Raw genomic sequence first — 26,087 nt, forward strand, 5'->3', positions numbered from 1 at the left:
GCCTTAATTCAGTCAACGATATGATTCAGAAAGTAATCAAAACCGACGAGGAGTGGCGGCAGCTGCTCACGCCCGAACAATACCGGGTGGCCCGGGGCAAAGGTACCGAGCGGGCCTTCACGGGTGAATACTGCGAAGCCCACGACCCGGGTCTCTACGCCTGCGTATGCTGCGGCACCGAACTGTTCGAATCGACCACCAAATTTGAGTCGGGTACGGGCTGGCCCAGTTTCACCGAACCCATTGAGCAGGAGCGCATTCGGCTCGAACGGGACTATAGCCACGGTATGTCGCGCATCGAAGTGCTGTGCAATGTCTGCGATGCCCACCTGGGTCACGTATTCGACGATGGTCCCCCGCCAACAGGCCTGCGTTATTGCCTCAATTCGGTTTCGCTGGTGCTGAAACGGGCCGATCGTACAGAATAGAGCGCCGGCAGCGTTAATGCAGCAAACAGGCTTTCTTTTGATGGTTTCTGTGGCTACTTTAGGTCGGCTATACGGCCGGAGCCACAGAAACCAGCTCAACGCCAATGGACGTCATTCCGACGCTCCAGTACAGACTTAACTGCATATCGACTGCCTAACTCTACTGTTTCATGCTTTTCTGCCAATTAATGACCCGGACGCGCCGGGTAAGCGGGCTGCTGCTGCTGGCACTGCTGCTGACGCGTATCGGCATTGCCCAGCCGGTCGGCAAATCGCCCCGCTCCACGGCCTACGAACAGTTTGTTCGGGCCACCCGGCAGCCTCTCAAGGCCCCAACAACGATCTGCTACAAAAGCAACCGCGATGAATTTACGCGGGTGCTGCCTCCCGAAACCTTCCTCAAAAACTACAATAACCCCGGCGCGCGCCGGGCTGCGGCTACCTCTACCTTTATCGTTACTTACACGGGCTTTACGGCCGAGGCTCAGAAAGCGTTTCAGTATGCCGTCGATATCTGGTCGAGCATCATCGTATCGCCCGTACCCATCCGGATCAAGGCGGAATGGGTTTCGCTGAGCCCCGGCATACTGGGGTCGGCCGGACCGGCCGAAATCCGGCTGGCCAGCGATGGCACGCAAAAAGGGCGGGGCATCTACCCCATTGCGCTGGCTGAAAAAATTGCCCGCCGACCCCTCAACAACCCCGATTCGTCGGATATTAACGCCCGCTTCAGCCGCAACAACAACTGGTATTTCGGCCTCGACGGTAAAACGCCGGCCAACCAGACCGATCTGGTAACGGTGGTGCTGCACGAGATCGGGCATGGGCTGGGCTTCATCGGTTATTACGCAACGACGGGCACTACGGCCGATTTCGTAACTAATTTTCCGGCTGTGTATGACCATTTTATCGAGAATGGCGCCGGCGAAAAGCTGGTGTCGAGCACCGACAAGTACCCCATTGGGTCCAATGCCCTCTACCGGCAGCTGACGGGCGGCAACCTGTTTATCAACGGGCCGGTGCTACAGCAGAAGGCAAAGACAAAGGCCAGGATCTATGCTCCGTCGGTATTCGACCGGGGGTCGAGTATTTACCACCTCGACGAAGCGACGTATCTGGCCAAGGATACCAACTCACTTATGACGCCCCAGATTGGCAATGCCGAAGCCATTCATACGCCCGGCCCGCTGGTCATTAATTTCTTCGCCGATATGGAGTGGAAAACAACGTCGGTGCTGCATGAGCCGCTGGTGAGTAGTGAAGACGTGAAGGATGTGGTATTCAGAACGCGGGTGGTGAGCGACACCACGCTGGTACCGAACTCCATCAAGCTGTTTTACCGCAAAGGACCGCCCACCAGTACCGACAATACGTTTACTTCGGTTAGCCCCGCGCTGGTGGCGGGTACTACCGATACTTACACCTACACCATGCCTGCAGCTACGGCCACGGGCGACATCTGGTATTATTTTCAGGCTCAGGATGCCTCTGGCCGAACCTTTACCAACCCCGGTAAGTCGCCCGCCGATGCGCAGCTGCTCCACCGCGTTCAGTTTGGCCCCGACAATGTACCGCCCGTTATCCAGTTCAACCAGCCCAAAAACTTTATCATCAACCCGGCCGTCGCTGATTCGCTCGTGGTGCGGGCGTTTATTGCCGACGATCGCATCACGGGTGTCGATACCGCCTATGTAGAATATCAGGTTAACGGCGTGGCGCGGCCGGCCCTGCCGCTGCGCTTTACGCAGCCAGTAGTCGATGGTATTCAGTACGACAGCATTTACACGGGTCGGGTGGTATTTCCGGCCAATTCGCTCAAGGCGGGCGACAAAATTGCCTACCGCGTGGTTGCTTTCGACTCATCGCGGGCCCGCAATCAGGTTGTCAGCCCTAAAACCGGTTTCTATGAGTTGAGCGTGGTGGCACCGCTGGCCGTCCGCGACCGCTACACCAATACCTTTGCCGACCAGGCCACTGCCAGCGATTTTGCCGGCTACCGCTTCGGACTGGCTACGCCGGCCGGTTTTACCGACCCGGCCATCCACTCCGAACACCCGTATCAGAACGGTACCGACTTCCGCTATCAGGCCAATGCCGAATATGTACTGCTGGCCCCAATCCGGCTTAAAACCAGTCCCGACAGTGCCACCATCCGCTTCAACGAGATTGTACTGGTCGAGCCGGGGGACGCAGGTTCGACGTTCGGGAGCGACAACTTCTACGATTATGTGATTGTAGAGGGCTCAACTGACTTTGGCCGTACCTGGAAACCGTTTATCGATGGCTACGACTCGCGCGACCAGGCCGACTGGCTGGCCGCCTACAACCGATCGACGCAGACGAACCAGACCACCGGCGAAACCAACTCGACCACGGTGGGTACGCCAACGCTCTATAAACCACGGGAGATATTTCTGCAGAGCTCGGGCTTCTTCCGGGCCAACGATCAGGTGCTGATTCGATTCCGGCTGTTCTCCGACCAGCTGGCTCATGGCTGGGGCTGGGCTATCGACAATTTACAAATTCAGGTGCCCCCGCCACCGCCAGTGCTGGCGGCTGAGCCGGTCAGTTCCGGCACCTTTACCGTGTATCCCAACCCCGTCACAACAACCGGCCTGATGCGGATCGAAGCCGTGCTGGCAAAATCGGTCAGTGCAGCGGGCCTGACCATTGCGGGCCCCACGGGGCAAACCCTGCGGCAACAGACGCTGAAGGTGAGCGGAACCAAGATCAGCGAACAGCTTGATCTGACGGGCCTGCCTTCGGGCCTGTACTTTTTGAAGCTGAGTACCGGCGACGCCACGCTGACCCAGAAAGTCATTATTGCCAGATAGTCAATCGCTCAACTATAGCCATCGGGGGCCGATCGTACAGGTTTTGTACAGACGATCGGCCCCCGCTTTGTTTATGACACGTATCTACGGTCTTCTTCTTGTCGCTGCCTTGTTGCTGGCAGGCTGCTCGCCCGCCCGGCAAATCAGCCGCTTACTACGCACGCAGCCGGCCTATACCGATCATCTGATGGGGGTGGCGCTGTATGACCCTGTTCGCCATAAGAGCCTGCTGCAGCACCAGGCCGACCGGCCCTTTATACCCGCGTCGAACACCAAGCTAGTTAGTTTCTACGCCGGACTGCTGTTTCTGCCCGACTCGCTGCCCACCATCGCCTACGCCCGCCGGGCCGATTCGCTGCTGGTATGGGGGCTGGGCAACCCGCTCCTGCTCCACCCCGACCTGCCCGACACCAGTGTGCTGGCCTTTCTGCGCAGCCAGCCCGGGCAGCTGTTTCTCTCGCCGGCAACCTACGATGGCCCCCGCCTGGGTCCCGGTTGGGCGTGGGACGACTATAACGACGACTATTCGGTCGAACTGGCGTCGCTGCCAATCTACGGCAACGTAGTTCGGTTCGATTCGCCCGATCGGCAATCGGCTGTGTACGTGCGGCCCCGGCGCTTTGCCGACAGCACGCAGGTAGTGGCGTCGATGCGGACGGCCGAGGGCGTTCGGCGGGCCGAAGACCGGAACCAGTTTCGGCGGCCTGCGGCCGTGCGGCCCTTTCGGCAGGATGTACCGTTCCGATGGTCAGCTGGTTTGGCCGCACAGCTACTGAGCGATACGCTACATCGGCCGGTAGGCGTGATCGACCGGCCGAAACCGGCTGATGCCCGAATACGGCGCGGGTCGGCCACCGATTCGCTCTATCGACGCATGCTCCACGTGAGCGATAACCAGTTTGCCGAGCAGGTGCTGCTGATGGCTTCGGCCGAGCGGGGCGATACTAAACTCGATGGAGCCGCTATCCGGCGCTACCTGCTCGACAGCGTGATGCGGGTACCAGCGGGCCGGGCCAAATGGGTCGACGGGTCGGGCCTGTCGCGGTATAATCTGTTTACGCCCAATACCCTGATCGACCTGCTGACTCGTATTCAGGCCCGGGTGCCGCAGCAGCGGCTTTTCAGCCTGCTGCCGGCCGCCGGGCAGTCGGGTACGCTGCGTAGTATGGGGTCGGGGCCGGGCGCGCCGTACGTGTGGGCCAAGTCGGGCTCCATGAGTGGGGTGTATAACCTGAGTGGCTACATCCAGACCCGGCGGGGGCGACTGCTGACCTTCAGCATCATGAACAACAACTTTACCCAGCCCGTCGGCGAGATGCGCCGACGCACGGCAGATCTGCTGCGTGCCATACACGAAGCCTTCTGAATGCCAGTTTAGCGCGGTGTGGGCGTGCTACGGGCCTCGATTAGCCGGTAAATCGGGTAACTGACGACGATAAACCCGACGGCATAGAGTGAACTCGAAAAGTCGCCGATAATAACGCCCACCAGAAAAGCGAGCGACGCCAGCAGCAGGGTCCAGGTCGAGAACGGATAGCCCCAGGCCCGCACCGGCCGGATTAGTTCGGGCTCGGTTTGCCGCAGCCGAATCAGCGACGCAAAGCCTGACGCATAGCAGAGTACGAAGAAAAACGTGGCGATGTCGGAGAGTTTGCTGTAGGTGTTGGTTAGGATCAGCACGATCGACATACCCGCCGTCAGCAGCACCGCCGACGCGGGCGTACCGCCGGCATTGACGTAGGTAACAAAGCGAAAAAACAGCCCGTCGCGCCCCATGGCGAAGATAACGCGGGGGTTGAACATGATCTGGGCGTTGATAATGCCCATGATCGAGACCATCAGCAGAAACGTCACCACCTTGGCGCTACCGGGCCCAAAGAGCAACTGGATAGCATCGGCCGCGGCCAGTTTGGCCCCCGCCAGCTGATCGATCGACAGCACATGCAGAATGGCCAGGTTGACCAGCACGTAGATACCGATAATGAGCAGTACCCCGCTGATCATCGACCGGGGCAGGTTGCGGCTCGGATCAACGTCTTCTTCGGTAAAATAAGCCGCCGTGTGCCAGCCGTCGTAGGTGTAAAAAACGGCCTGGAGGGCCGCCAGGATGCCCAGCCATAGCCCGTTTTCGGCCACGGTCTGTGCCGTGACCGGGGGCGCTGGTGTGGCGGGTGTAACCAGAAAACACACGATCACGAAGGCCAGCAGGCCCGCCCCTTTGAGCAGACTCATCACTTCCTGCGCCCGACTGGCCAGCCGAACCCCTGCCCAGTGGAAGGCTACAAAGGCCAGCAGAATGGCAATGGCAATGGGTTTCTCCCGGCCGGCCAGCACCGGCATCAGCAGGCCGATATACTCACTCATAACCGATGCCCCGAAGGCCATGGCCGCTACGCTGCCCAGCCAGCTGCTCACACCGATGATAAACCCGGCGTAGTTGCCGAACGCCCGCCGGGCGTAGACATACCAGCCACCCGCCCGAGGCAACATGGTACCCAGCTCGATAACGGACAGCGACCCGACCAGCGCATAAACGCCCACCAGCAGCCACACGCCAATAATGAGGGTGGGGCTGCTGATCTGCTGGGCAATGGCCCCCGGTTTGCGCAGGATACCCGTGCCAATGGTGCCGCCGATGGTAACGGCAATGCCGAAGCCTACACCCAGTAATCGTTTCAGTCCGTGTTTGGCCATAGGAAACCAGCCGCGTATGGCCGGGAGGTCAGGAGGAGTAAGGCTGCAATGATAGCGAAAAAGGACCTTGCTGCGCCCCGTACGTTGGCTGGGCAGGGCTTTTTCGTAAGTTTGCCCGCATGAGAAGTGTACTCGCGCATCCGTACGTGCTGGTGATGGCTGGCGGGGGGCTGGGTAGTCTACTCCGTTACCTGACGGGTCGGCTGCTACCGGCTTCGCTCCTGATTTCGCCGTTTCCGGTAGCTATTCTGGCGGTCAATGTGCTGGCCAGTGTCGTGCTCGGGCTGGTAACCGGCTGGGCGGCCAGCCGCGCCGGGGGCGATACCCTGCGGCTGCTGCTTGGGGTTGGCTTTTGCGGAGGACTCAGCACGTTCTCCAGCTTTAGTAACGACACGGTGCTTCTGCTGCAACAGGGGCGACTGGTGGCGGCTCTGCTCAACATAGCGCTCAATGTATTGCTCTGCCTGCTGGCATCGGCAATGGGCCTGTGGCTCAGTACCAAACTCTAACCGATTTGTATGCAACTGCTTCTGTCTGTCGCTCCGATGGCCCGCAAGGCAAGCCAGTTAGCGCGGCCGATGAGCGCAGTTTTTTTGTGGTTTTTTATGACAGCAACGGCAGCTTCGGCTCAGGATATGGCGCGTCGGCTTTTCGATGCCCACAGTATATATAAGGAGTCGGCGCTGACGCACCGGCGGTTCAAACACAGCGACATGGTGCCCCTGCTCGATTCGCTGCGGAACCAGGCGCCCCTCACCATTACCCAGATCGGAGCGTCGCTTGAGAAACGGGCTATCTATCAGGTGAAGGCCGGCACGGGGCCCATCAACGTGCTGCTTTGGTCGCAGATGCACGGCGATGAAGCAACGGCGACGATGGCCCTGTTCGACCTGTTCCGGTTTCTGAGCGCCGATGGCGATGCGTTCGATACGTTGCGGCAGGCAATCCTGAGCAAACTGACGCTGTACGCGGTGCCTATGCTGAATCCCGATGGCGCCGAGCGGTTTCAACGCCGAACGGCCAGCGATATCGACATGAACCGCGATGCCCTCCGGCTACAAACCCCCGAGGGTGCCTTGCTGAAAAACCTGCAGCAGACCCTGAAACCACTCGTCGGCTTCAACCTGCACGACCAGAATCCGCGCTACAGTGTCGGCAACACCGGCAAACAGGCAGTTGTGTCGTTTCTGGCTACGGCCTACGATCAGGCCCGGTCGGTCAACGAGGTGCGCCGGCGGTCGATGCAGCTCATTGTAGGTATGAACCGGGCGTTGCAGCAGTTTGTGCCGGGCCAGGTAGCCCGCTACGATGATGAGTTCGAGCCCCGGGCCTTCGGCGATAACATTCAGAAGTGGGGCACCACGCTGGTGCTGATCGAATCGGGCGGCTACAAGGGCGACCCGGAAAAAATGATTATCCGGCAGCTGAACTTTGTGGCTATTCTGACGGCGTTGCAGGCGCTTACCGACGACAGCTACCGCCAGGAAAGCCCGGCCGACTACGCGGCTATTCCCGAAAATGGCCGTACGCTGTTCGATGTATTGATCCGAAACGCCACTACCCTGCGCAACGGCCGGCCGGTGCGGGTCGATGTAGGAATCAACCGTTATGAAGTGAATACCGATAAAGCCCGGCAGTTTCGTTACCGGAGCGTTGTCGAGGAGATCGGCGACCTCTCAACGTTTTACGGTCTCGACGAAATCGACGCGACGGGCCTGACGCTGACCCCCGCCGGCGTACACGGCAGTCCGGTTGCGTCAGAAGCGGAGTTGCGCCAGCTCGACCTCGATTCGCTGCGACAACAGGGTACGTTGCTGGTACGAACAACATCGGCGCGGGCGGTAGCCCCCGATCTGCCCGTTCACGTTATGCGCACGGCGCAGGCGCCGGCTAAACCCCTGGTGCTGGGGCAGGTACCCACGTTTCTGCTGAAAGAAGGCGATCAGATTCGGTACTGGTTTGTGAACGGCTTCTGGACCGAGGGCCCACGCTTTACCAATACGGAGCGCTTCGGGGTGACCGAATAAATGAGGGGTCAACCTCGTCAGAGGCCGAACGTTGAGGGGTCAATCTCTATTAAAACAAAATTAATACTGGTTTCTGGTTTTTGTGTTAATTAATTGATTAATAGCGAATTGCCGAATGAGTAAATGGTAACCCATGGTTAATAGGACGTTAATGTTGGCGTAATATTGGGCGGGTAGTTTTGCGACGCGAAAGCGATACCAAAATGAAACCGATGACACGTTCTGTATTAACACTATTCTTTACGCTACTGGGTTCCGCCCTCTGGGCACAGACCGGCACTGTCCGGGGCACGATCAAAGACGGTAAAACCAAAGAAGCCCTGATTGGCTGTACGGTGCGCATCGACGGCACGCAGCTGGGCGGCACCACCGACATCGAGGGGGCATTCACAATTGCCAATGTACCGGCAGGTACCAAAAAAGTGGTTATCTCGTACGTTTCGTACAAGACCAAAGAAATTCCCAACGTTCGGGTTGAATCGGGCAACACCACGGTGATCGACACCGAGCTCGACGAAGAAGGCACCGCCCTGCAGGAAGTAGTGGTGCGGGCCAACAAGGCAACCAACACCGAGATTGCCGTCATCACCGAAATCAAACAGCTGAAGCCGATTGCCGTGGGTATCTCGGCCATGCAGATTCAGAAATCGCAGGATCGCGATGCCGCAGCCGCCATCCGGCGCGTGCCCGGCGTCAGTATCGTCGACAACCGCTTCGTACTGATCCGCGGGCTGGGAACACGGTATAACAACGTACTGATCAACGACGTTATCGCCCCGTCGACCGAAGTAGAGTCGCGTTCATTTTCATTCGATATTGTGCCGAGCAACATCCTCGATCGGATGATTGTCTATAAGTCCGGTTCGGCCGAACTGCCTGGTGATTTCGCCGGTGGCGTTATCAAGATTTACACCAAGCGCAGACCCGACCAGAACTTCACGGACGTTGGGCTGACGATCGGTTACCGCCCCGGCACAACCGGGCAGCAGGTCCAGTCGCACGAACGCAGCGGTCTGAACCTGTTAGGGCTGTGGGGAAAAGATCAGCAGATTCCAAGCAGTTTTCCGCAGCGTGCCAACGACTTCAACAATCTGAGTACTGTCCGGCGGGCCTCATATGCTCGTCTGTTACCCAATAACTGGGGTATCAGGCAGGTTTCGGCGTTGCCTGACGTTCGGTTCGCCTTGAATACCGGTCGCCGGTTCGACCTTGGCAATGTACGTGTCAGCAACCTGACCAGTTTAAACTACGCCGTCACCAACCAGGCTACCAACGTCGATCTGAGACTGTACGAAAATACGACGGCCAACGACGTTCAGCAGCAGTACAATGATGCCAGCTACGCCCGCTCTACCCGCGTCGGTCTGCTGCACAACTGGACGTTCCGCTTTTCGCCGGCGTTCACGCTGGAGTGGAAAACACTCTTCAACCAGTTGAGTTCGACCGAAACCGTCGTTCGTAATGGCAGCTACGTTATCGATGGCGTCGATATTCTGAGTTACTCGGAACGGTTTGAAAACCGCAGCATCGCAAACACACAGGTGTCTGGCGAGCATACCCTGAGCGAGCTGACGAAAGTAAACTGGATTGCGGCTTATAGTTATTCAGGTCGTTGGGAGCCCGACTGGAAACGGGCTCAGTACACCCGCACTCAGGGATCTATCGGCGCCGACGGGCAACCCGATCCGTTTCGGCTCAACGTTCCGGTTCAGCCAAACCCACTCAACGTAGGTCGGTTCTACTCGGCACTCAACGAGCAGGTCGGTTCGCTGATTGGTAATTACGAACACACGCTGGGTAGTCCCAGCGACCGGGAGCCAAACCGCATCCGGGCCGGTTTCTACGGTGAACATCGTAACCGCGATTTTGCCGCCCGCTTCTACGGCTACGAACGTGTCGGTCTGATCAACAGTATCAGTGCACTGGGCGTTGGACAAGCATTTGCTCCCGAAAACGTAACCGGCCGCGAAGGAAGTTTCAGCCTGCAGGATGGTACCGTCGACAATGACTCGTACAACGGTCAGAGCACGTATGCTGCTGGCTATGTGTCGGGCGATGTAAACTTTGGTGCTAAGGCGAATCTGACGCTTGGCTTCAGGGGCGAGTTTTACAACCAGACGTTGCGCCTGGCCAACGCAAACCGGGCACTGGTCAACAACAACATTTTCAGCCCATTGCCATCGGTCAACTTTACGTATAAGCTAACCGAGCAGCAAAATCTTCGTGTGGCCTACTCGGCAACGGTCAACCGTCCCGAACTACGCGAACTGGCTCCTTTCCGCTACTACGATTTTGCGCGTCAACTCGAAGTACGGGGAAACACGGCCCTCAAAACAGCTACGATTCAGAACTTCGATCTGAAGTACGAGTTTTACCCCACCCCAAATGAACTGATCTCGATCACCGGCTTCTATAAGCATTTTACCAACCCGATCGAGTCGTTCCTGATCCCGATTCCAGGTGCGTTCCAGTTTACGTTTACCAATGCGATTTCCGCCCGGAACTACGGGGTGGAGGTCGAGTTCAGAAAAGGATTTGCCGGTTCGGGGAGTGCCTTTTTACAAAACTTACAGGTCGTAGGTAACGCATCGCTTATCAACAGCCGGGTAACAACGGGTGACATCATCGAGGCAACCGGTCCTAGCGGTGCTGTAGAACGGTTTGGTAACAGTACCGACCGGAATCGTGCGCTGGCCAACCAATCGCCTTACCTTCTCAACCTGGGTCTGTACTACGCACACCCAACCTCGGGCTGGCAGTATAACCTGCTGTATAACGTAGCGGGTCCCCGGATTTTCCTGGTGGGTAACATCGATGATCCAACCACCTACGAAATGCCGCGGCATGTGGTGGATTTTAATATCAGCAAAACCATCAAAAAGCAGTTTGAACTGCGGCTTGGTATCCAGGACATCTTCAATGCTCCCTTCCGGTACGCCCAGGATTTCAACGGTGACCGGAAGATTGGACCAGACGTAACATCGCGCAGTGCCAATGCCGATCAGAACTACATTAACTACCGGCGCGGTCAGTACGTAACCCTGACGGGCGTGTACACCTTCGGCCGCCGTGTTGTTGTGCCTTGACGAGTACCTTAACGATGCCCACAATTAATTAAAAACCAGGTTTATTATGCAGTTATTCAACCGATTCCGGCCCTTCCTGTATCTAGCAATGGGGATGACCGTGGTGCTCTCCGCCTGTAACAACGACAGTCAGCCCACACCAGACCCGCTTTCCATTACGTCTGTCAATCCGTCGTCGGCTCCGGTAGGCTCGTCGGTGGTTATTACGGGTACCAGCTTCAGTTCAACGCCCGCCAGCAACACGGTAGTGTTTAGTGGCAATGCTACGGCACAGGTTACGGGAGCGACCCCGACATCGCTGACGGTTATTGTACCGGCAAACGCGCAGAACGGCCAGATTGCGGTGACCTCGGGCGGTGTAACGGTGCAGTCGCCATCGACGGCGACCTTCAGCATTTCTAACCGGCCGGTACAGACGCTGCCCAACTCGATCACCGCCAACACCACACTGTCGGCCAATACAATCTATCAACTACGGGGCTATGTATACGTGCGGAATGGTGTCACGCTGACTATCCCGGCCGGAACGATTATTCGGGGAGGCAACCAGAGCCAGGACCCTGAAAATCAAAATCACGCCGGTACGCTGATCATCGAGCGCGGGGCTAAGATCGATGCGCGTGGTACGGCGCAGAATCCGATCATCTTTACATCGGGTCAGGCGGCCGGGTCGCGGAAGTATGGCGACTGGGGCGGTATCGTACTCATCGGTCGTGCACCTGTAAACCAAGGCTCGTCTCGTTCGTTTGAAGGCGGTATTGCCGGTACATTTGATTCAAACCTGAACGTAGCCGACGACAATTCGGGCGTGATGCAATACGTTCGGATCGAATTTCCGGGCGTTGCCCTGTCGGCAACACCAAACAGTGAAATCAACGGCCTGACCCTGTATCAGGTAGGCTCGGGTACGACGCTCGACCACATTCAGGTTTCTTACAGTGGCGACGACGCTTTCGAATGGTTCGGCGGTACGGTCAATGCCAAATACCTGGTTGCGCACAGAACGTTCGACGATGATTTTGATACCGATTACGGCTATACGGGTAAAGTTCAGTTTGGAGTAGCCCTGCGCGATCCGAATGTTGCTGACCAGTCGGGTTCGGAAGCATTCGAGTCAGATAACTTCGATCCGGGCGTACCCGTAACGGCTGGTCTGCCCAAGACGGCTCCTGTGTTTGCCAACTTCAGTGCGTTTGCCTTCAGCGCCACGCCAAGCAATGCGAATACGGCGGGTGGTTCGGGCGCATACCGGGCTGCTATGCACCTGCGTCGCAACACGGCCATCAGCATCTTCAACTCGGTTATGGCCGGTTTCCCCGAAGGGCTGCGGCTGGAGGGTACTGCCGATGGTACGCTGGCCAATATCAACAACGGTAGCCTCGAGCTGCAGGGCATTGTACTGGCTAACTCAGAGATTCCAAACTCGACCACGGTTGTGCGGGGTATCGGGGACGTGACGACGGCAGCTGCGCAGGCGTACTTCAACACGGCCGCTCGCAAGAACCAGATTATTCCTTCGAGCAGCATCGCTTCGCTGTTGCTCAATGCCAGTACCTTCAATCTGACTACGCCCAACTTCCTGCCTCAATCGGGATCTCCGCTGCTGGTGGCTACGAATGCAATCACGGGTGGTAAGATCGGTGACTCGTTCTTCACGGCAGCCCCGTATATCGGCGCATTCAATACCGAGAACTGGCTGGCAGGCTGGACGAACTTCGATCCGCAGAATACCAACTACGACAGATAATCAACCCTATTACTTTTCATATTGGTGTCGCACGAAAGGGCCGGAGCATTGCTCCGGCTTTTTTCTTGTACCTGACCCCCCACAAACGCCGGGGGGCTGCCCACCGACCAGCTGGTCAGTGAGCAGCCCCCCGGCTGATTGTTCCGTACGGATGGGCTAGAACCGGAGCCGAACCCCCGCCAGAAAGTTGCGGCCTGCCTGCGGGTAGTAGCCATTGTCGGCCGTCACGCGTCCTTCGCTGATGTAGGCGTAGGTATAGCCGTTCGATTCGTACTGTTCGTTCAGTACGTTGTTGAGTAGCAGCGTGAAGGCCAGTTCCTGCGCAAACCGTATACGGGGCGTGTAAATCAGCCGAATATCGTTGGTAAAATAGGGGTTCAGTTTACGGCTGTCCGACGAGGTATTGTCGAGGTACTGCTTGCCCACGTATTTCGACAGCAGACCAATCTCCAGTCCTTTGGCTGCCGTCAGCAGCAGCTGCGAACCACCAATGACGCCCGGTGAAAATGAAATATCGGTTTGCGTGTAGGCCCGCGACTCCTGTGATCCCGTATCGAAGTTGTCGAGGAACTCGGTGAAGTTGCGAACCTTGTTGCGGCTCAGCGTCAGGTTTGCATTCCAGCGCAGCGTTCGGCTTAGTTTCAGCGCCGACTCGATCTCGATCCCCGCGCGGTAGCTGGTGGGTATATTGATGCGGTTGTAGGCACCCACGTCGTTGAGCTGTCCCGACAGGACAAGCTGATTTTTGTAGTCCATGAAGTAGCCATTGATGGTGAGGGCTACCTTGTCGCGCTGGAGTTTGTAACCAGCTTCATAGTCGATCAGCCGCTCCGATTTAGGTCGGCTGGTCGGAGTCGACTGGGTATAGTCATCGCGGTTGGGTTCGCGGTTGCCTACGCCAACCGAGGCATAAACCGTATGCTGGTCGTCGATGCTGTAAGTCAGGCCGGCCTTGGGGTTGAAAAACGTCAGGCTGGCTTCCTGCTGGGTGTTCTGGAGCTGGCTGTTGAAACCCAGAAACGAGTAGTTGACCCGACGGACCTGCAGATCGGCAAAGGTGTTCAGGCGGGGCGTGAACTGGTAGAAAGCCTTGGCGTACACGTTTACATCCTGCTTGGTGGCATCATCGTCGTAGTAGCGCTGCCGGATATCGGTTGCCCCCGCCACACGGGCCCAGATCAGCTCACCGTAGTGCTTCCCCTTGTATTCGTTGATGCCCCCGCCGATGTTGGCTGTCAGCTTCCCGAAACCATTGTAATCGAGCGAAAACACGGTGCCGTAGAAATCGTTGTCGAGCCACCGGCGCCGGATAATATCGGTGCGGCTGATAATCGAGTCGCCGATCACGACATTGGGCAGCCCGTAGTTGCTGTACGTGTCGTTGGGCCGAAACTGCTCATAATAGCCCCGCCCTTTGGTGTAGAAACCCGACAGATTGAGCCGCCAGTTACGACTCAGCTCGTGCGACGTAATCAGCTGATAGTTGTCCTGCTGGTAATTATCGGTTTCATTATCGTAGGTGTACACGTTGTAGGTGCGGTTGGTACGCAACAGGCTCTCCGGTACACCGCCCCACGACTGATACGTTTGTTCGACGCCCGAAAATACGTTGAGCCGGACAAAGCTTTTGGCGCCATAGTAGCCGCCCGACAGGTAGAACGACTTTAGTTTGGAAAAGGCCCGGTCGACATACCCATCGGAATAGATCGACGACAGGCGCGCATCGAGCACAAAGTGGTTGTTGAGCAGTCCCGTACCCGCCAGCACGTTGACTTTGCGGGTGCCGAACGAACCCGCCGACAAATTAGTCTCGGCGTATGGCTTGCTTTCAAGTTTGGTAGTCTGGATGTTGAGGGAGGCACCGAAAGCACCGGCCCCGTTGGTCGATGTGCCCACGCCCCGTTGAATCTGCACCGTGCTAACCGACGAGGCAAAATCAGGCAGGTTGACAAAAAATGTCCCCTGCGACTCTGCATCGTTGTACGGAATCCCGTTGAGCGTCACGTTCACGCGGGTCGCGTCGGAGCCCCGGATCCGGATGCCGGTGTAGCCCACCCCGGCGCCTGCGTCGGAGGTAGTGACAATCGAGGGGGTAAAGTTGAGCAGTTGCGGAATGTCCTGACCCAGGTTCAGCTTGTCGAGGTCGCGCCGGGTCACGTCGGTATAGGCGATGGCCGACTTCTGGTTAGCGCGGGTTGCGCTGACGACCACCTCGTCGACCGCTACAGCGGCTTTCTGAAGCTGTATGGTGAGCGCACTACTCTGGGCCGGGTTGGCGGTGAGGGTTTGGGTCTGATAGCCCAGCAGCGAAATGCGCAGGGACAAAGGCGTTGCTTTAAGACTTGTGAGCCGGAACGCACCGGAGGCATCGGCGAACGTGCCCGCGAAGGAGCCCTCTACCGTAATGGCCGCTCCGGGCAGGGGTCCACCCCCGTCGGCATCGCGCACGACCCCCGACAATGCTAACTGAGCCAGCGCCGATCCGGCCGACAGACCGAGCAGCACAGCGATACAAAACAGGCAGCCGGAAAACCGCCCAAACGTCGTTTTTTTCATCACGAAAAAGCATGACGATAGGCAAAGGGGCCAAACCTACCTTTAGGTAAAACCAGTAAAATGTACAGTTCTAGTCCAGTTCCCTTCGCCGGCATTACCCGGATCAGGTTCAATGGGTATAATCTCAGCCCGTTGTATTAAGGCACCCCTTAGAAGATTAGCGGGGCAAAGTTAAGCTAAAATTAACATAACAAGACCCGTATTTTTACGTTTTCAACCGAGAATCAGTAGCGTAGCGTATGCAGGAATTTGACCTTGTGGTACTCCAGGAAGACAGCGAAGGAGGCCGTTTGAAAGCTGGCGATGTCGGCACTATTTTAACCGTATACAACGAAGGAAAAGCCTTTGAAGTAGAGTTTGTCACGCTGACGGGTGAGGCTGTAGCCGTCGAAACGCTGCTCCCCCACCAAATCCGGAGTGTTCGTTCCTCAGAAGTCATGGCCGTCCGCGATTTGGCCGAGTAGTCTGCGAAAAAACGCCTGCGTAAAGTTTTGAGCCTTACGCTTTTCAGCGATGGCAAATATTCCTACTTTTGCACTCCAAATTGCAAGCAAATGAGCAAAAAGAATGGCGGATTGGATTTTCTTGAAGATCCAGATGCACTAGAAGGCAAATTTGAAGAAGTAGGCGATTATTTCCAGCAGAACCGCACCATCGTGCTCGGTATCGTGGGTGCTATCGTACTGGCGGTCGTTGGCTACTTCGGCTATCGGTATTATATCAGCAGCCAGGACGAAACGGCTCAGGCTGAACTTTTTCCCTCGATCTACCAGGTTGAAACCGACTCGCTGAAAAAGGCGCTGAACGGTGATGGCAAAACGCCCGGTCTGCTGGCCGTAGCCGACAACTATGGCTCGACCCCCGCGGGCAACCTGGCCGAGTTCTACGCTGGTATGGGCTTGCTCAAATCGGGCAAGTACGACGAAGCGATCGACCACCTGAAAGCCTTCAGCTCGTCGGATCTGCTGGTGCAGGCGCGTGCCTACGCCCTGATCGGCGATGCCTACATGGAGAAAAAGAGCTTCGACGAAGCCGCCGACTACTACCAGAAGGCTGCCGACTACAAGCCTAACAAATACTTTACGCCCGGCTACCTCAACAAGCTGGCGATTGCCTACGAACAGGCTAAACAAACCGACAAAGCCATCAGTACCTACGAACAGATCATCGAAAAGTATGGTCAGTCGTCGGAGGCTGCCAGTGCCCGCAAGTATAAATCGATGCTGGAAGCTACCGTTGGCGAGTCGTAAGCGTATCTGAACCTATCAATACTGCAGAAGGACAAAGCCAATCGGGGTTTTGTCCTTTTTTTATTCTCTATTCCATGGCATCCGAACTCAAAAATCTCAGCGAATTCACCACCGGCAACCTGCCCGACATCAGTCACCGCCGGTTTGCGATTCTTGTTTCCGAGTGGAACACGGAGGTGACCGAAGCCTTATACGAAGGCGCTTACCAGACCCTCCTGACCCACGGCGCCCAGGCCGATCACATCATTCGGGGTAATGTGCCGGGCAGCTATGAGCTTACGCTGGCGTCGCAGTGGTTTGCCCAGCGCGATGACATTGATGCCGTTATTGCCATTGGCTGCGTCATTCAGGGCGAAACCAAGCATAACGATTACATCAACCATGCCGTGGCGCAGGGCCTCACCAATGTGAGTCTCAAAACCGGTAAGCCGGTCATCTTTGGCGTACTGACACCCAATACCCAGCAGCAGGCCATGGACCGGGCGGGTGGTATCCACGGCAACAAAGGCGACGAGGCTGCCATCACGGCCATCAAAATGCTGGGCCTGCAAAAACAGGTGTATAGCCGGTTGTAATGCCCAGGCGGGGGAACAGACTATAAAGCTGCTTCAGGCGTCAGGTATCGCTGTTTACCCATTCGCTGTGCCCATCGGCCAGAAAATCGCTCTTTCATTCATTCACTCTTTCGCTTTCATACAATGCAAGTCTGGAAATTTGGCGGGACTTCGGTTGGCAAACCCGAACGCATGCAGTCGATCCGCACCCTGATCACGGAAGATAATGTTCGGAAAATCGTTGTGCTGTCGGCGCTCTCGGGTTCGACCAACGCGTTGCTGGCCATTGGCGAATCGCTGAAAGCCAACAACGATGCCGATGCCAACAGCCGTATCGATGCCCTAAAAGCCCACTACGATAGCTTTATCGGTGAGCTGTATAAGACAGAGGCCGGTCGGGTCGCCGGGCAGCAAATCATCGACACTGAGTTTTCATTTATCCGCTCGCTGGGCCGCATCAAGCCGTTCACGCTGAAGCAGGAAAAAGAACTGGTGGCCGAGGGTGAACTGCTGAGCACCCAGCTGTTTCAGGCTTACCTGGTAGAAGAAGGCGTAGCGTCGACACTGCTGCCCGCGCTCGATTTTATGCGGATCGATGCCGACAACGAGCCCGAAATCGCGTTTACGCAGACACAGCTGGCCGCCATGCTCGAACCCCATGCCGACAAACAGATTGTAGTGACGCAGGGCTTTATCTGCCGCAACCCGCGGGGCGAGGTCGACAACCTCAAGCGTGGAGGGTCCGACTATACGGCCTCACTGATCGGGGGGGCTATCAAAGCCGATGAAATCCAGATCTGGACCGACATCGACGGCATGCACAACAACGACCCCCGCATTGTAAAGAATACGTTTCCGGTGCGCGAGCTCACGTTCGATGAAGCCGCCGAGCTGGCCTATTTCGGGGCTAAGATCCTGCATCCGTCGACCATTACGCCCGCCCGGATGTTTGGCGTACCGGTACGGCTGAAAAATACCATGGAACCGGCGGCTCCCGGCACGCTCATTGCCGAAGGCAACAGCCAGGGTGGCCCGGTATTCAAGGCAGTAGCGGCCAAAGATGGCATTACGGCGCTGTACATTCACTCGACCCGTATGCTGAATGCCTATGGCTTTCTGCGCCGGATTTTCGAGATTTTCGAGAAATACAAAACGCCGGTCGATATGCTGGCCACCTCGGAAGTATCGGTGTCGGTAACGATCGACAATACCGAGCGGCTGCAGGAAATTTCGGATGAACTGAGCCAGTTCTGCACGCTCGAGGAACCCGACTACGACCAGACCATTATCTGCATTGTGGGTAATTTCAGTGCCGACAACGAAGGCGTGGCGGTGCGGGTATTCAACGCCATGAAAAACATCCCTATCCGAATGGTGTCGTACGGGGGTACCGAAAGCAACCTGTCGCTGCTGGTACACGGCAAATACAAAGCCGATGCCCTGAATGCCTTGAACAATGGCCTGTTTACGGCCTGAATCGGCCCGTAAAGCACGTCAACCGACTTTTATTGTGATCTATTATGCTTCAACTTTCGTTCATACGCGATAACAAGGAACAAACGCTGGCCGGGCTGCGCAAGCGCAATTTTGCCAATGCCGCCGACGTGATCGATCAGGTGCTGACACTCGATCAGCAACGGCGCGATACCCAGCGTGAACTCGATGATACGCTGGCGCAGTCGAACGCCAAAGCCAAAGAAATCGGGGCGCTCATGAAAGCCGGTCAGCAGGCCGAGGCCAACGCAGCCAAAGCCGAGACGGCCGAGTTGAAAAACCGCTCGAAAGCGGCCGAAGAGGCACTGCGCGCCATCGAGCAGCAACTCAACAGTCTGCTGTTCACGATTCCGAACCTGCCCCACAGCAGCGTGCCCGAAGGCCGCTCGGCCGACGACAATGAGGTCGTGCTTGAACACGGATCGAAGCCCGAACTGTACGCGGGTGCCCAGCCTCACTGGGAGCTGATCAAAAAATACGGCGGTGATGGTGGGCCGATGATCGATTTTGAACTGGGCGTCAAGATTACCGGCGCGGGTTTCCCCGTGTACAAAGGCAAAGGCGCCCGGATTCAGCGGGCCCTCATCAACTTCTTCCTCGACGAGGCTCTGGCCGCGGGCTACATGGAAGTGCAGCCCCCAATCGTCGTCAACGAAGAATCGGGCTACGCAACGGGGCAGCTGCCCGACAAAGAAGGGCAGATGTACTACATTGGCGAGGAGAAGCTGTACATGATTCCGACAGCCGAGGTGCCCATCACCAACCTGTACCGCGATGTTATCCTGACCGAGCAGCAGTTGCCCGTCCGGAATGTGGGTTACACGCCCTGTTTCCGGCGCGAAGCGGGTTCGTGGGGGGCGCACGTGCGGGGGCTCAACCGGCTCCACCAGTTCGACAAAGTCGAGATTGTCCGGATCGAGCGGCCCGAGAACTCCTACGCGGCCCTCGAAGAAATGAGTCTGTACGTGCAGGGGCTGCTCCAGAAGCTCGAACTCCCCTACCGCGTGCTGCGGCTATGCGGGGGCGACATGGGCTTTACGTCGGCACTCACGTATGATATGGAGGTCTGGTCGGCTGCGCAGCAGCGCTGGCTCGAGGTAAGTTCGGTGTCGAACTTTGAAACTTACCAGGCCAACCGCCTGAAACTACGGGCCAAAGACAGCAACGGCAAAATGCAGCTACTGCATACACTCAATGGCTCGGCCCTGGCGCTGCCCCGCATTCTGGCGTCGATTCTGGAAAACAACCAGACGGCCGACGGGATTCGGATTCCGGCGGTGCTGGTACCCTACTGCGGCTTCGACCGACTCGACTAACAGTCGCAGGAGTAGTTGCCGTAGCCGGGAAAATTGGGCGATAGCTGACCGCTCAGGCTAACGACACGGTCGAGGGGAACCCGTTCGCCCGTGCTCAGTTCGAGGATGTCTACCCCGTTCTCGACCTGGTGGGCTTTAAGGAGCACATCGGTCTTGATGAACTCGTTCAGATCGGTCAGGTACTCGATCCGGACAAACTTGCCGGGTATGATAGCCGCCCGAAAATCGGCTTCCGATGGGCTGGCTGGTTGCGGTTTCGTAATCATACTATACTAACAAAAAAGGCGGATCGGTAGTTGCCGATCCGCCTTTTGCGTAGTGTGTCGGGTAGGTTAGTAGCCGACCGTTTCGAGTTGTTTCTGGAATTCGCGCAGAATCACTTCCTTCATGGCAATCTTGCGCTTCTGGGTGTTGATCTTGTTCAGTATCTGCTTATCGGCATCGTTGTTGGGGTCGAGGCCTTCGGCATCCTGCAGGGCAAACTGCAAATCGTTTTTCTCCCGTTTCACCAGGTACTCCATCTCCCGGATCTTGGTCCGGATCTGTTCGCTCTGGCTCTTGAGGTCGAAAGCGGGATACTTGCGCGCCAGCACACGGCCGAGGTAGCTAAGTTCGAAAATCTTGTCGCAGGCAGCCCGGAAACGGTCGTTGATCGACTTGTCCTGGAGTTTGAACGGTACCCGAATTTCTTTCCAGCTGTTGAGCAGCACCTTGGCGCGCTCGGCAGCCGCAAAGATGTCCTGCTGCCGCGAGAGAGCTTCTGCCTCGTCGGCCATTTTCATCTGGGCTTCGATGCGGGGATCGATTTTCTTCTCGATGACGATACCTTTAGCATCGTTGTATTTGGCGTAGAAAGCAGTAGTCGCTTTCTTGAACTGCTTGTAGAGTTTGCCGCTCTTCTTGATCGGAACTTCGCCCACCTGTTTCCAGGCGTTGTTGAGTTTGCGAACTTCCTGAAAGGCTGCGTCCAGATCACCCAGGCGGTTGGCCCGGAACGCGAGCCGGATCAGCTCGTCGTATTTATCGAGCCGCTCCTGAATAATCTTGTTCTGTTCATTGAAGAACTCGCGCCGACGGGTAAAGAAACCATCGAGCAGCGCCTGGAATTCATTGACAACTTCCAGCTCGACCGCTTTGTCGACCGGCCCCGTCTTGATCCACTTGTTTTTGATCTCCTGCAGCGCATCGGCCGTTTCGCGCCATTCGGTACTGTCGACCAGAGCGGCTGCTTCGGCGATGAGTGCCTTCTTGATCTCGAGATTTTTGCGCTGGTTAACCGTAATCAGGTCGGCCAGAATAGCCTGCTGGGCATCGAGCCGTTCGAGCAGGGGCGGAAAATCACCCAGCGCATCGAAACCGATGAGTTTCTTGCGCAGCTGTACCAGCTTGGTCAGATACGACCCTTTGTTCTGAGCCTCCTCGATGTCCTTCTCCAGCTGGCTTACCTTACTCTCGGCAATAACGAAGCGATTCTTAAAATAATCGAGCGCTTCCTGCTCGGTGCGTTTGACTTCGCCGATCTGGCGATCTTCGTATTCCAGGTAGCCTTTCAAAAATACCTTTCCGTCTTTGACGTAACCGTATTCATCTACCAGTGAAGCGTTTTCCATTCTTGTTTCTTGGTTAAGGCTGCGCTGCGGGTTAATTTTGGGGTAGTTGCCAACACAAATCTATTAGAAATTAATGAGTCAGGAAACCATAATTTTCTCGATGGCGGGCGTCAGTAAAAGTATTCCGCCCAACCGACAAATCCTAAAGAACATCTACCTGTCCTTTTTTTACGGCGCTAAAATCGGAGTTCTGGGACTCAACGGATCGGGGAAATCGACACTGCTCCGCATCATTGCCGGCATCGATAAAAGCTACACCGGCGAAGTGGTTTTCTCGCCTGGCTACTCGGTTGGCATGCTCGAACAGGAGCCGCAGTTTACGTCTGGTAAAACCGTGCGTGAAGTAGTTGAAGAAGGCGTACAGGAAGTTGTTTCGCTGCTCAAGGAGTTCGACGAGATCAACGAAGCATTCGGCGACCCCGATGCGGATTTTGATAAACTGCTGGCCCGGCAGGGTGAGGTGCAGGAGAAACTGGACCACTACAACGCCTGGGAACTCGATCAGAAACTGGAGCGGGCTATGGACGCGCTACGCTGTCCGCCCGCCGACGCCATCATCGACAACCTGTCGGGTGGTGAAAAACGCCGGGTAGCCCTATGCCGGCTGCTGCTGCAGCAACCCGACGTACTGCTGCTCGATGAACCCACCAACCACCTCGATGCGGAGTCGGTACTGTGGCTTGAAGAACACCTGCGGCAGTATAGCGGTACGGTTATCGCCGTAACCCACGATCGCTATTTCCTGGATAACGTGGCTGGCTGGATTCTCGAACTCGACCGGGGCGAAGGTATCCCCTGGAAAGGTAACTATTCGTCGTGGCTCGATCAGAAGCAACAGCGTCTGGCCAAGGAAGAAAAAACGGAGTCGAAACGGCAGAAAACCCTGCAGCGTGAGCTGGAATGGGTTCGGATGGCGCCAAAGGCCCGGCAGGCCAAGTCGAAAGCCCGCCTGGGTGCTTACGAAAAACTGCTCAACGAAGACGCCAGACAGCGCGATGAGAAGCTGGAAATCTTTATTCCGGCCGGCCCCCGGCTGGGCGCCAAGGTTATCGAGGCCGATGATGTGGCGAAAGCCTACGGCGACCGGCTGCTGTTCGAGCATCTGGGCTTTCGGCTCCCGCAGGGGGGCATCGTGGGCGTGATCGGACCCAACGGTGCCGGTAAGACAACGCTCTTCAAACTCATTACGGGCCGCGACAAGCCCGATGCCGGCACCTTTGCCGTGGGCGACACCGTGCAGATTGCCTACGTCGATCAGGAGCACGACGGGCTGGACCCGAGCAAAACGGTATTCGAAACCATTTCGGGGGGTAACGAGTGGATCATGATGGGTGGCAAGCAAAGCAATGCCCGCGCTTATGTCAGTCGATTCAACTTCGCTGGCGCCGATCAGGAGAAAAAGATCGGTACGCTGTCGGGGGGAGAGCGCAACCGGGTTCACCTGGCTATGACGCTGAAAGAAGGCGCCAACCTGCTTCTGCTCGATGAGCCGACCAACGACCTCGACGTGAATACGCTGCGGGCGCTGGAAGAAGGCCTCGAAAACTTCGCCGGCTGTGCCGTGGTCATCAGCCACGACCGCTGGTTCCTCGACCGGATTGCCACCCACATTCTGGCGTTCGAAGGCGACTCGCAGGTGTACTGGTTCGAAGGCAACTTCTCCGAATACGAAGAGAATCGCCGGAAACGACTCGGTACCGACGCCACGCCAACCCGCATCAAGTACAAAAAACTGGGCTAGACCAACCGGGGCCGGATCGCAGGATCTGGCCCCGGTTTTTTTTAAGAAGTAAGGCAGAAAGCCCGTTTGGCTGGTTTTGAATCAGACGGGGGCAGTACCGAAGTCCGGTGCGATTCGGGTGTTTGCGCTATTTTTGTTCCTCGTTATCAATACCGCTAGGCTTATGTACCACGGCTATCTCAACGGCACCATCGCCCCTACCGAGCAGCTCGCCATCGGTATCACCGATTTGAGTTTGCTACGCGGCTATGGGCTGTTCGATTATTTCCTGACTTATAACGGACGACCGTTCCAATGGGACTGGTACTGGGAGCGATTCCAGAATTCGGCCATGCGGATGCACCTGCCCCTGCCGGTCTCGAAAGAGGAAACCTACGGGATCGTGCAGAAGCTGCTGGAAGCCAATGGTGGGACCGACGCGGGTATTCGTTTCGTGCTGACAGGAGGGTATTCGCCCGATAGTATCAGCATTCAGAAACCAAACCTGCTGATTCTGTCTGAGCCCGTACACGCTGTGCCGCCCATCCAGTACGAGCAGGGAATTAAGGTCATTCTCGACGAATACGTTCGCGAAATGGCCGAGGTGAAAAGTACCGATTACAAACGGGTGATTCTGCTGGCCGAAGCCATCCGATCGGCGGGGGCGGCCGATGTACTGTATCACAAAGACGGAGAAATCAGCGAACTGAGCCGCAGCAATGTATTTCTGATTCGGGGCGACGAGTTGATAACGCCCAGCCGGAATATACTGCACGGCATCACCCGCCGAACCATCATGCAACTGGCGCAGGCCGATTTCAGCGTGGTCGAACGGCCTGTACGCCTGACGGAAATTTACGAGGCCGACGAGGTATTCACGACCAGTTCCATCAAGAAAGTACTGCCCATTACCCAAGTTGGCGACCACCCTGTCGGCGACGGGCAGGTAGGGCCCAAAACGCGCTTCCTGTTCGAGCAGATCAGTGAACTGATCCGAAACTGGTAAATCAGGCAAAGTCAAAAGGCGCTGGCAACCGAGGCAGGTCGAACCCGTCTGCGTCTGCCAGCGCCTTTATAGTTACTGTTCGCTGCCGATACCTAATCCTTATAGATAAGCACCTCGCTGCTGCCGTCGGCTTTGATGTAGCCGCGGTACATGCCTTCGGAGTTGAAGGGCATGGCCAGGTTGCCCTTGCGGTCGAGCGCAATAACGCCCCCTTCACCCCCGCGTTCAACGAGTTTCTTCATCACCACCTCGTCGGCGGCTTTCTGCACCGAAAAGCCTTTGTATTCCATGAGTGCCGAGATGTCGTAGCCAACCACCGAGCGGATGAAATATTCGCCGTGGCCCGTTGCTGAAACAGCGCAGGTCGCGTTGTTGGCATAGGTACCCACGCCGATAAGCGGGGCATCGCCCACGCGGCCGTAACGCTTGTTGGTCATACCACCTGTCGACGTGCCGGCCGCCAGATTGCCGGCCTGGTCGAGGGCTACACAGCCAACGGTCCCAAACTTATTGCCTTCCGTAAAAATCTGTTCACGGAGCAGGGAGCCTGTTTTGCGGATTGTATCGACCGCCGGCCGGGCCGAGTGATCGAGCTCCACTTTTTCATCCTTGAGCGCTTTCTGAAGCCCCTGCCACCGCGTTTCGGTGTAGAAATAGGATGGGTCGACGATCTCCATGCCCTGCGATTTGGCGAAGGCTTCAGCCCCGGGGCCTACCATCATCACGTGTTCCGATTTATCCATAACGCGTCGGGCGGTGCTGATGGGATTTCGAATAGTGGTAACGCCCGCAATGGATCCAGCTTTCAGTGTTTTACCATCCATAACCGCGGCATCCATTTCGTTTTTGCCGTCGTGCGTAAACACCGCGCCTTTCCCCGCGTTGAACAGGGGCGAATCTTCCATAACCCGGATGGTGGCCTCCACTGCGTCCATACTGCTGCCTCCTTTCTTCAGGATAGCATAACCCGTTTGCAGGGCCTGGTTGAGCACGGCCCGGTAGGCTTTCTCCTTCTCGGGGGTCATATTCTGCCGGGTAATGGTGCCGGCTCCACCGTGAATCACCAGGGTGATGGGGGCTTTGGGCTGCGCACGGGCCTGCAGAACAGCACCAGCCAGAAAAAGGGTAAACAGGGCGAGTTTCATGGTGTATTAGCTGAGGTGATGTTAAGCGACAGGCCACTTGTTCTGACTACGCATGACCTGCTCGATCACATCGCGAACGGCCCCGCTCCCGCCCGGGCTGGGCGAAATGTATTGACAAACGGCCTGTACATCGGAGGCTGCGTCGGCCGGACAGGTAGCCAGCAAATCGGGGCGTTTCAGGATGGGCAGGTCGGGCAGATCATCGCCCATGTACAGAATGGTGCTTTCGCTGAGCTGGTCGCGGCTGACGTAACCCAAATAGGCGTTCAGCTTCTGATCGTCGGGACCGCCCATGAAGATATCGGTCACATGCAGGGTCTGGAGCCATTGCCGCACCCCGTCGGAATGGGCCGACGAGACAATGCCGACGCGATAGCCAGCTTTGAGCGCCTGGGCAATGGCGTAACTGTCTTTGATATCGAAGGTTCGGTACACATCGCCCGAAGCGGGCAGGTACACACGGCCATCGGTGCAAACGCCATCAATATCGAAGATGAACGTAGTGATGCGCGAAAACGGGGGGCTTTGTAAGGACATGAAGCAAATATAGAGAAACGCGTAACCAAATCGGCACCGGCTGGCCAGCCGGCATCGGGGCAACAAAAGACGGCATCAAATGG

20 protein-coding genes and 1 riboswitch are annotated in these 26,087 nt (G+C 56.9%); of the genes, 14 read left to right on the top strand and 6 right to left on the bottom strand.

All coding sequences use genetic code 11. From position 1 onward, the window contains the following. Nucleotides 1-20 precede the first annotated feature (20 nt). From msrB to dacB, 3 genes are all read left to right on the top strand, one after another. Nucleotides 21-428, top strand: coding sequence for a peptide-methionine (R)-S-oxide reductase MsrB (msrB, locus tag ACYVAC_RS16850; protein WP_461098925.1), 408 nt, complete (start codon nt 21-23; stop codon nt 426-428). A 170-nt stretch (nt 429-598) separates the two neighbouring features. After that, nucleotides 599-3,262, top strand: a complete 2,664-nt coding sequence (locus ACYVAC_RS16855) for a T9SS type A sorting domain-containing protein (protein WP_461098926.1) — start codon at nt 599-601, stop codon at nt 3,260-3,262. A 73-nt stretch (nt 3,263-3,335) separates the two neighbouring features. Further along, nucleotides 3,336-4,628, top strand: coding sequence for a D-alanyl-D-alanine carboxypeptidase/D-alanyl-D-alanine endopeptidase (dacB, locus tag ACYVAC_RS16860; RefSeq protein WP_461098927.1), 1,293 nt, complete (start codon nt 3,336-3,338; stop codon nt 4,626-4,628). A gap of 8 nt (nt 4,629-4,636) precedes the next feature. On the opposite strand, the gene ACYVAC_RS16865 is transcribed toward dacB, so the two are convergent. Next, nucleotides 4,637-5,956: an APC family permease gene (locus ACYVAC_RS16865; protein ID WP_461098928.1), complete on the bottom strand. Its 1,320-nt coding sequence runs from the start codon at nt 5,954-5,956 to the stop codon at nt 4,637-4,639. 119 nt (nt 5,957-6,075) lie between these two features. Here ACYVAC_RS16865 and crcB point away from each other — a divergent pair, with 119 nt between their 5' ends. From crcB to ACYVAC_RS16885, 4 genes are all read left to right on the top strand, one after another. Continuing rightward, nucleotides 6,076-6,465, top strand: a complete 390-nt coding sequence (gene crcB, locus ACYVAC_RS16870; RefSeq protein WP_461098929.1) for a fluoride efflux transporter CrcB — start codon at nt 6,076-6,078, stop codon at nt 6,463-6,465. 96 nt (nt 6,466-6,561) lie between these two features. Then, the gene (locus tag ACYVAC_RS16875; protein ID WP_461098930.1) at nt 6,562-7,983 is read left to right on the top strand and encodes a M14 family zinc carboxypeptidase; all 1,422 of its coding nucleotides are present in this window, start codon (nt 6,562-6,564) and stop codon (nt 7,981-7,983) included. Nucleotides 7,984-8,195: 212 nt separating this feature from the next. After that, nucleotides 8,196-11,069 (top strand): TonB-dependent receptor, encoded by a 2,874-nt coding sequence (locus ACYVAC_RS16880; RefSeq protein WP_461098931.1) that lies wholly within the window; start codon nt 8,196-8,198, stop codon nt 11,067-11,069. A 46-nt stretch (nt 11,070-11,115) separates the two neighbouring features. After that, entirely contained in the window at nt 11,116-12,816 is a 1,701-nt protein-coding gene (locus ACYVAC_RS16885) for an IPT/TIG domain-containing protein (protein WP_461098932.1), read from the top strand. Between the two features lie 156 nt (nt 12,817-12,972). Here ACYVAC_RS16885 and ACYVAC_RS16890 read toward each other — a convergent pair whose 3' ends face one another. Continuing rightward, nucleotides 12,973-15,372, bottom strand: a complete 2,400-nt coding sequence (locus ACYVAC_RS16890) for a TonB-dependent receptor (RefSeq protein ID WP_461098933.1) — start codon at nt 15,370-15,372, stop codon at nt 12,973-12,975. 61 nt (nt 15,373-15,433) lie between these two features. After that, nucleotides 15,434-15,532: riboswitch (TPP riboswitch) on the bottom strand. Between the two features lie 79 nt (nt 15,533-15,611). Here ACYVAC_RS16890 and ACYVAC_RS16895 point away from each other — a divergent pair. The 5 genes from ACYVAC_RS16895 to serS all read left to right on the top strand — a co-directional run bounded on the left by ACYVAC_RS16895 (nt 15,612) and on the right by serS (nt 19,986). After that, a complete protein-coding gene (locus ACYVAC_RS16895; RefSeq protein ID WP_461098934.1) occupies nt 15,612-15,836 on the top strand; it encodes a DUF4926 domain-containing protein in 225 nt (74 codons plus the stop codon). A gap of 90 nt (nt 15,837-15,926) precedes the next feature. Then, on the top strand, nt 15,927-16,622 hold the full coding sequence (locus ACYVAC_RS16900; RefSeq protein WP_461098935.1) for a tetratricopeptide repeat protein: 696 nt from the start codon (nt 15,927-15,929) through the stop codon (nt 16,620-16,622). A 74-nt stretch (nt 16,623-16,696) separates the two neighbouring features. Then, nucleotides 16,697-17,197 carry a 6,7-dimethyl-8-ribityllumazine synthase gene (gene ribH / locus ACYVAC_RS16905; RefSeq protein WP_461098936.1) on the top strand — a complete coding sequence of 167 codons (501 nt, stop codon included), beginning with the start codon at nt 16,697-16,699 and terminating at the stop codon, nt 17,195-17,197. Nucleotides 17,198-17,320: 123 nt separating this feature from the next. After that, nucleotides 17,321-18,652, top strand: coding sequence for an aspartate kinase (locus tag ACYVAC_RS16910; protein WP_461098937.1), 1,332 nt, complete (start codon nt 17,321-17,323; stop codon nt 18,650-18,652). A gap of 44 nt (nt 18,653-18,696) precedes the next feature. Then, complete coding sequence (serS, locus tag ACYVAC_RS16915; RefSeq protein WP_461098938.1) at nt 18,697-19,986, top strand: serine--tRNA ligase; 1,290 nt, start codon at nt 18,697-18,699, stop codon at nt 19,984-19,986. Here serS and ACYVAC_RS16920 read toward each other — a convergent pair. Then, nucleotides 19,983-20,252: a hypothetical protein gene (locus tag ACYVAC_RS16920; protein WP_461098939.1), complete on the bottom strand. Its 270-nt coding sequence runs from the start codon at nt 20,250-20,252 to the stop codon at nt 19,983-19,985. The genes serS and ACYVAC_RS16920 overlap by 4 nt on opposite strands. Nucleotides 20,253-20,318: 66 nt before the next feature. Continuing rightward, nucleotides 20,319-21,596 carry a DUF349 domain-containing protein gene (locus ACYVAC_RS16925; protein WP_461098940.1) on the bottom strand — a complete coding sequence of 426 codons (1,278 nt, stop codon included), beginning with the start codon at nt 21,594-21,596 and terminating at the stop codon, nt 20,319-20,321. A gap of 73 nt (nt 21,597-21,669) precedes the next feature. Between ACYVAC_RS16925 and ettA the strand changes: the two genes are divergently transcribed. Further along, nucleotides 21,670-23,337, top strand: coding sequence for an energy-dependent translational throttle protein EttA (gene ettA / locus ACYVAC_RS16930; protein WP_461098941.1), 1,668 nt, complete (start codon nt 21,670-21,672; stop codon nt 23,335-23,337). Between the two features lie 163 nt (nt 23,338-23,500). Further along, entirely contained in the window at nt 23,501-24,322 is an 822-nt protein-coding gene (locus ACYVAC_RS16935) for an aminotransferase class IV (protein WP_461098942.1), read from the top strand. A 92-nt stretch (nt 24,323-24,414) separates the two neighbouring features. On the opposite strand, the gene ACYVAC_RS16940 is transcribed toward ACYVAC_RS16935, so the two are convergent. Both ACYVAC_RS16940 and ACYVAC_RS16945 read right to left on the bottom strand, forming a co-directional pair. Continuing rightward, on the bottom strand, nt 24,415-25,467 hold the full coding sequence (locus tag ACYVAC_RS16940) for an isoaspartyl peptidase/L-asparaginase family protein (protein WP_461098943.1): 1,053 nt from the start codon (nt 25,465-25,467) through the stop codon (nt 24,415-24,417). 21 nt (nt 25,468-25,488) lie between these two features. Then, complete coding sequence (locus ACYVAC_RS16945) at nt 25,489-26,004, bottom strand: KdsC family phosphatase (RefSeq protein ID WP_461098945.1); 516 nt, start codon at nt 26,002-26,004, stop codon at nt 25,489-25,491. Nucleotides 26,005-26,087 lie beyond the last annotated feature (83 nt).

It is taken from the genome of Spirosoma luteolum (genome assembly GCF_054778875.1).

Bases quoted from the DNA above. Each gene is read 5' to 3' on its own strand.
- msrB (WP_461098925.1), top strand. From the start codon at position 21: ATGATTCAGAAAGTAATCAAAACCGACGAGGAGTGGCGGCAGCTGCTC.
- ACYVAC_RS16855 (WP_461098926.1), top strand. From the start codon at position 599: ATGCTTTTCTGCCAATTAATGACCCGGACGCGCCGGGTAAGCGGGCTG.
- dacB (WP_461098927.1), top strand. From the start codon at position 3,336: ATGACACGTATCTACGGTCTTCTTCTTGTCGCTGCCTTGTTGCTGGCA.
- ACYVAC_RS16865 (WP_461098928.1), bottom strand. From the start codon at position 5,956: ATGGCCAAACACGGACTGAAACGATTACTGGGTGTAGGCTTCGGCATT.
- crcB (WP_461098929.1), top strand. From the start codon at position 6,076: ATGAGAAGTGTACTCGCGCATCCGTACGTGCTGGTGATGGCTGGCGGG.
- ACYVAC_RS16875 (WP_461098930.1), top strand. From the start codon at position 6,562: ATGACAGCAACGGCAGCTTCGGCTCAGGATATGGCGCGTCGGCTTTTC.
- ACYVAC_RS16880 (WP_461098931.1), top strand. From the start codon at position 8,196: ATGACACGTTCTGTATTAACACTATTCTTTACGCTACTGGGTTCCGCC.
- ACYVAC_RS16885 (WP_461098932.1), top strand. From the start codon at position 11,116: ATGCAGTTATTCAACCGATTCCGGCCCTTCCTGTATCTAGCAATGGGG.
- ACYVAC_RS16890 (WP_461098933.1), bottom strand. From the start codon at position 15,372: ATGAAAAAAACGACGTTTGGGCGGTTTTCCGGCTGCCTGTTTTGTATC.
- ACYVAC_RS16895 (WP_461098934.1), top strand. From the start codon at position 15,612: ATGCAGGAATTTGACCTTGTGGTACTCCAGGAAGACAGCGAAGGAGGC.
- ACYVAC_RS16900 (WP_461098935.1), top strand. From the start codon at position 15,927: ATGAGCAAAAAGAATGGCGGATTGGATTTTCTTGAAGATCCAGATGCA.
- ribH (WP_461098936.1), top strand. From the start codon at position 16,697: ATGGCATCCGAACTCAAAAATCTCAGCGAATTCACCACCGGCAACCTG.
- ACYVAC_RS16910 (WP_461098937.1), top strand. From the start codon at position 17,321: ATGCAAGTCTGGAAATTTGGCGGGACTTCGGTTGGCAAACCCGAACGC.
- serS (WP_461098938.1), top strand. From the start codon at position 18,697: ATGCTTCAACTTTCGTTCATACGCGATAACAAGGAACAAACGCTGGCC.
- ACYVAC_RS16920 (WP_461098939.1), bottom strand. From the start codon at position 20,252: ATGATTACGAAACCGCAACCAGCCAGCCCATCGGAAGCCGATTTTCGG.
- ACYVAC_RS16925 (WP_461098940.1), bottom strand. From the start codon at position 21,596: ATGGAAAACGCTTCACTGGTAGATGAATACGGTTACGTCAAAGACGGA.
- ettA (WP_461098941.1), top strand. From the start codon at position 21,670: ATGAGTCAGGAAACCATAATTTTCTCGATGGCGGGCGTCAGTAAAAGT.
- ACYVAC_RS16935 (WP_461098942.1), top strand. From the start codon at position 23,501: ATGTACCACGGCTATCTCAACGGCACCATCGCCCCTACCGAGCAGCTC.
- ACYVAC_RS16940 (WP_461098943.1), bottom strand. From the start codon at position 25,467: ATGAAACTCGCCCTGTTTACCCTTTTTCTGGCTGGTGCTGTTCTGCAG.
- ACYVAC_RS16945 (WP_461098945.1), bottom strand. From the start codon at position 26,004: ATGTCCTTACAAAGCCCCCCGTTTTCGCGCATCACTACGTTCATCTTC.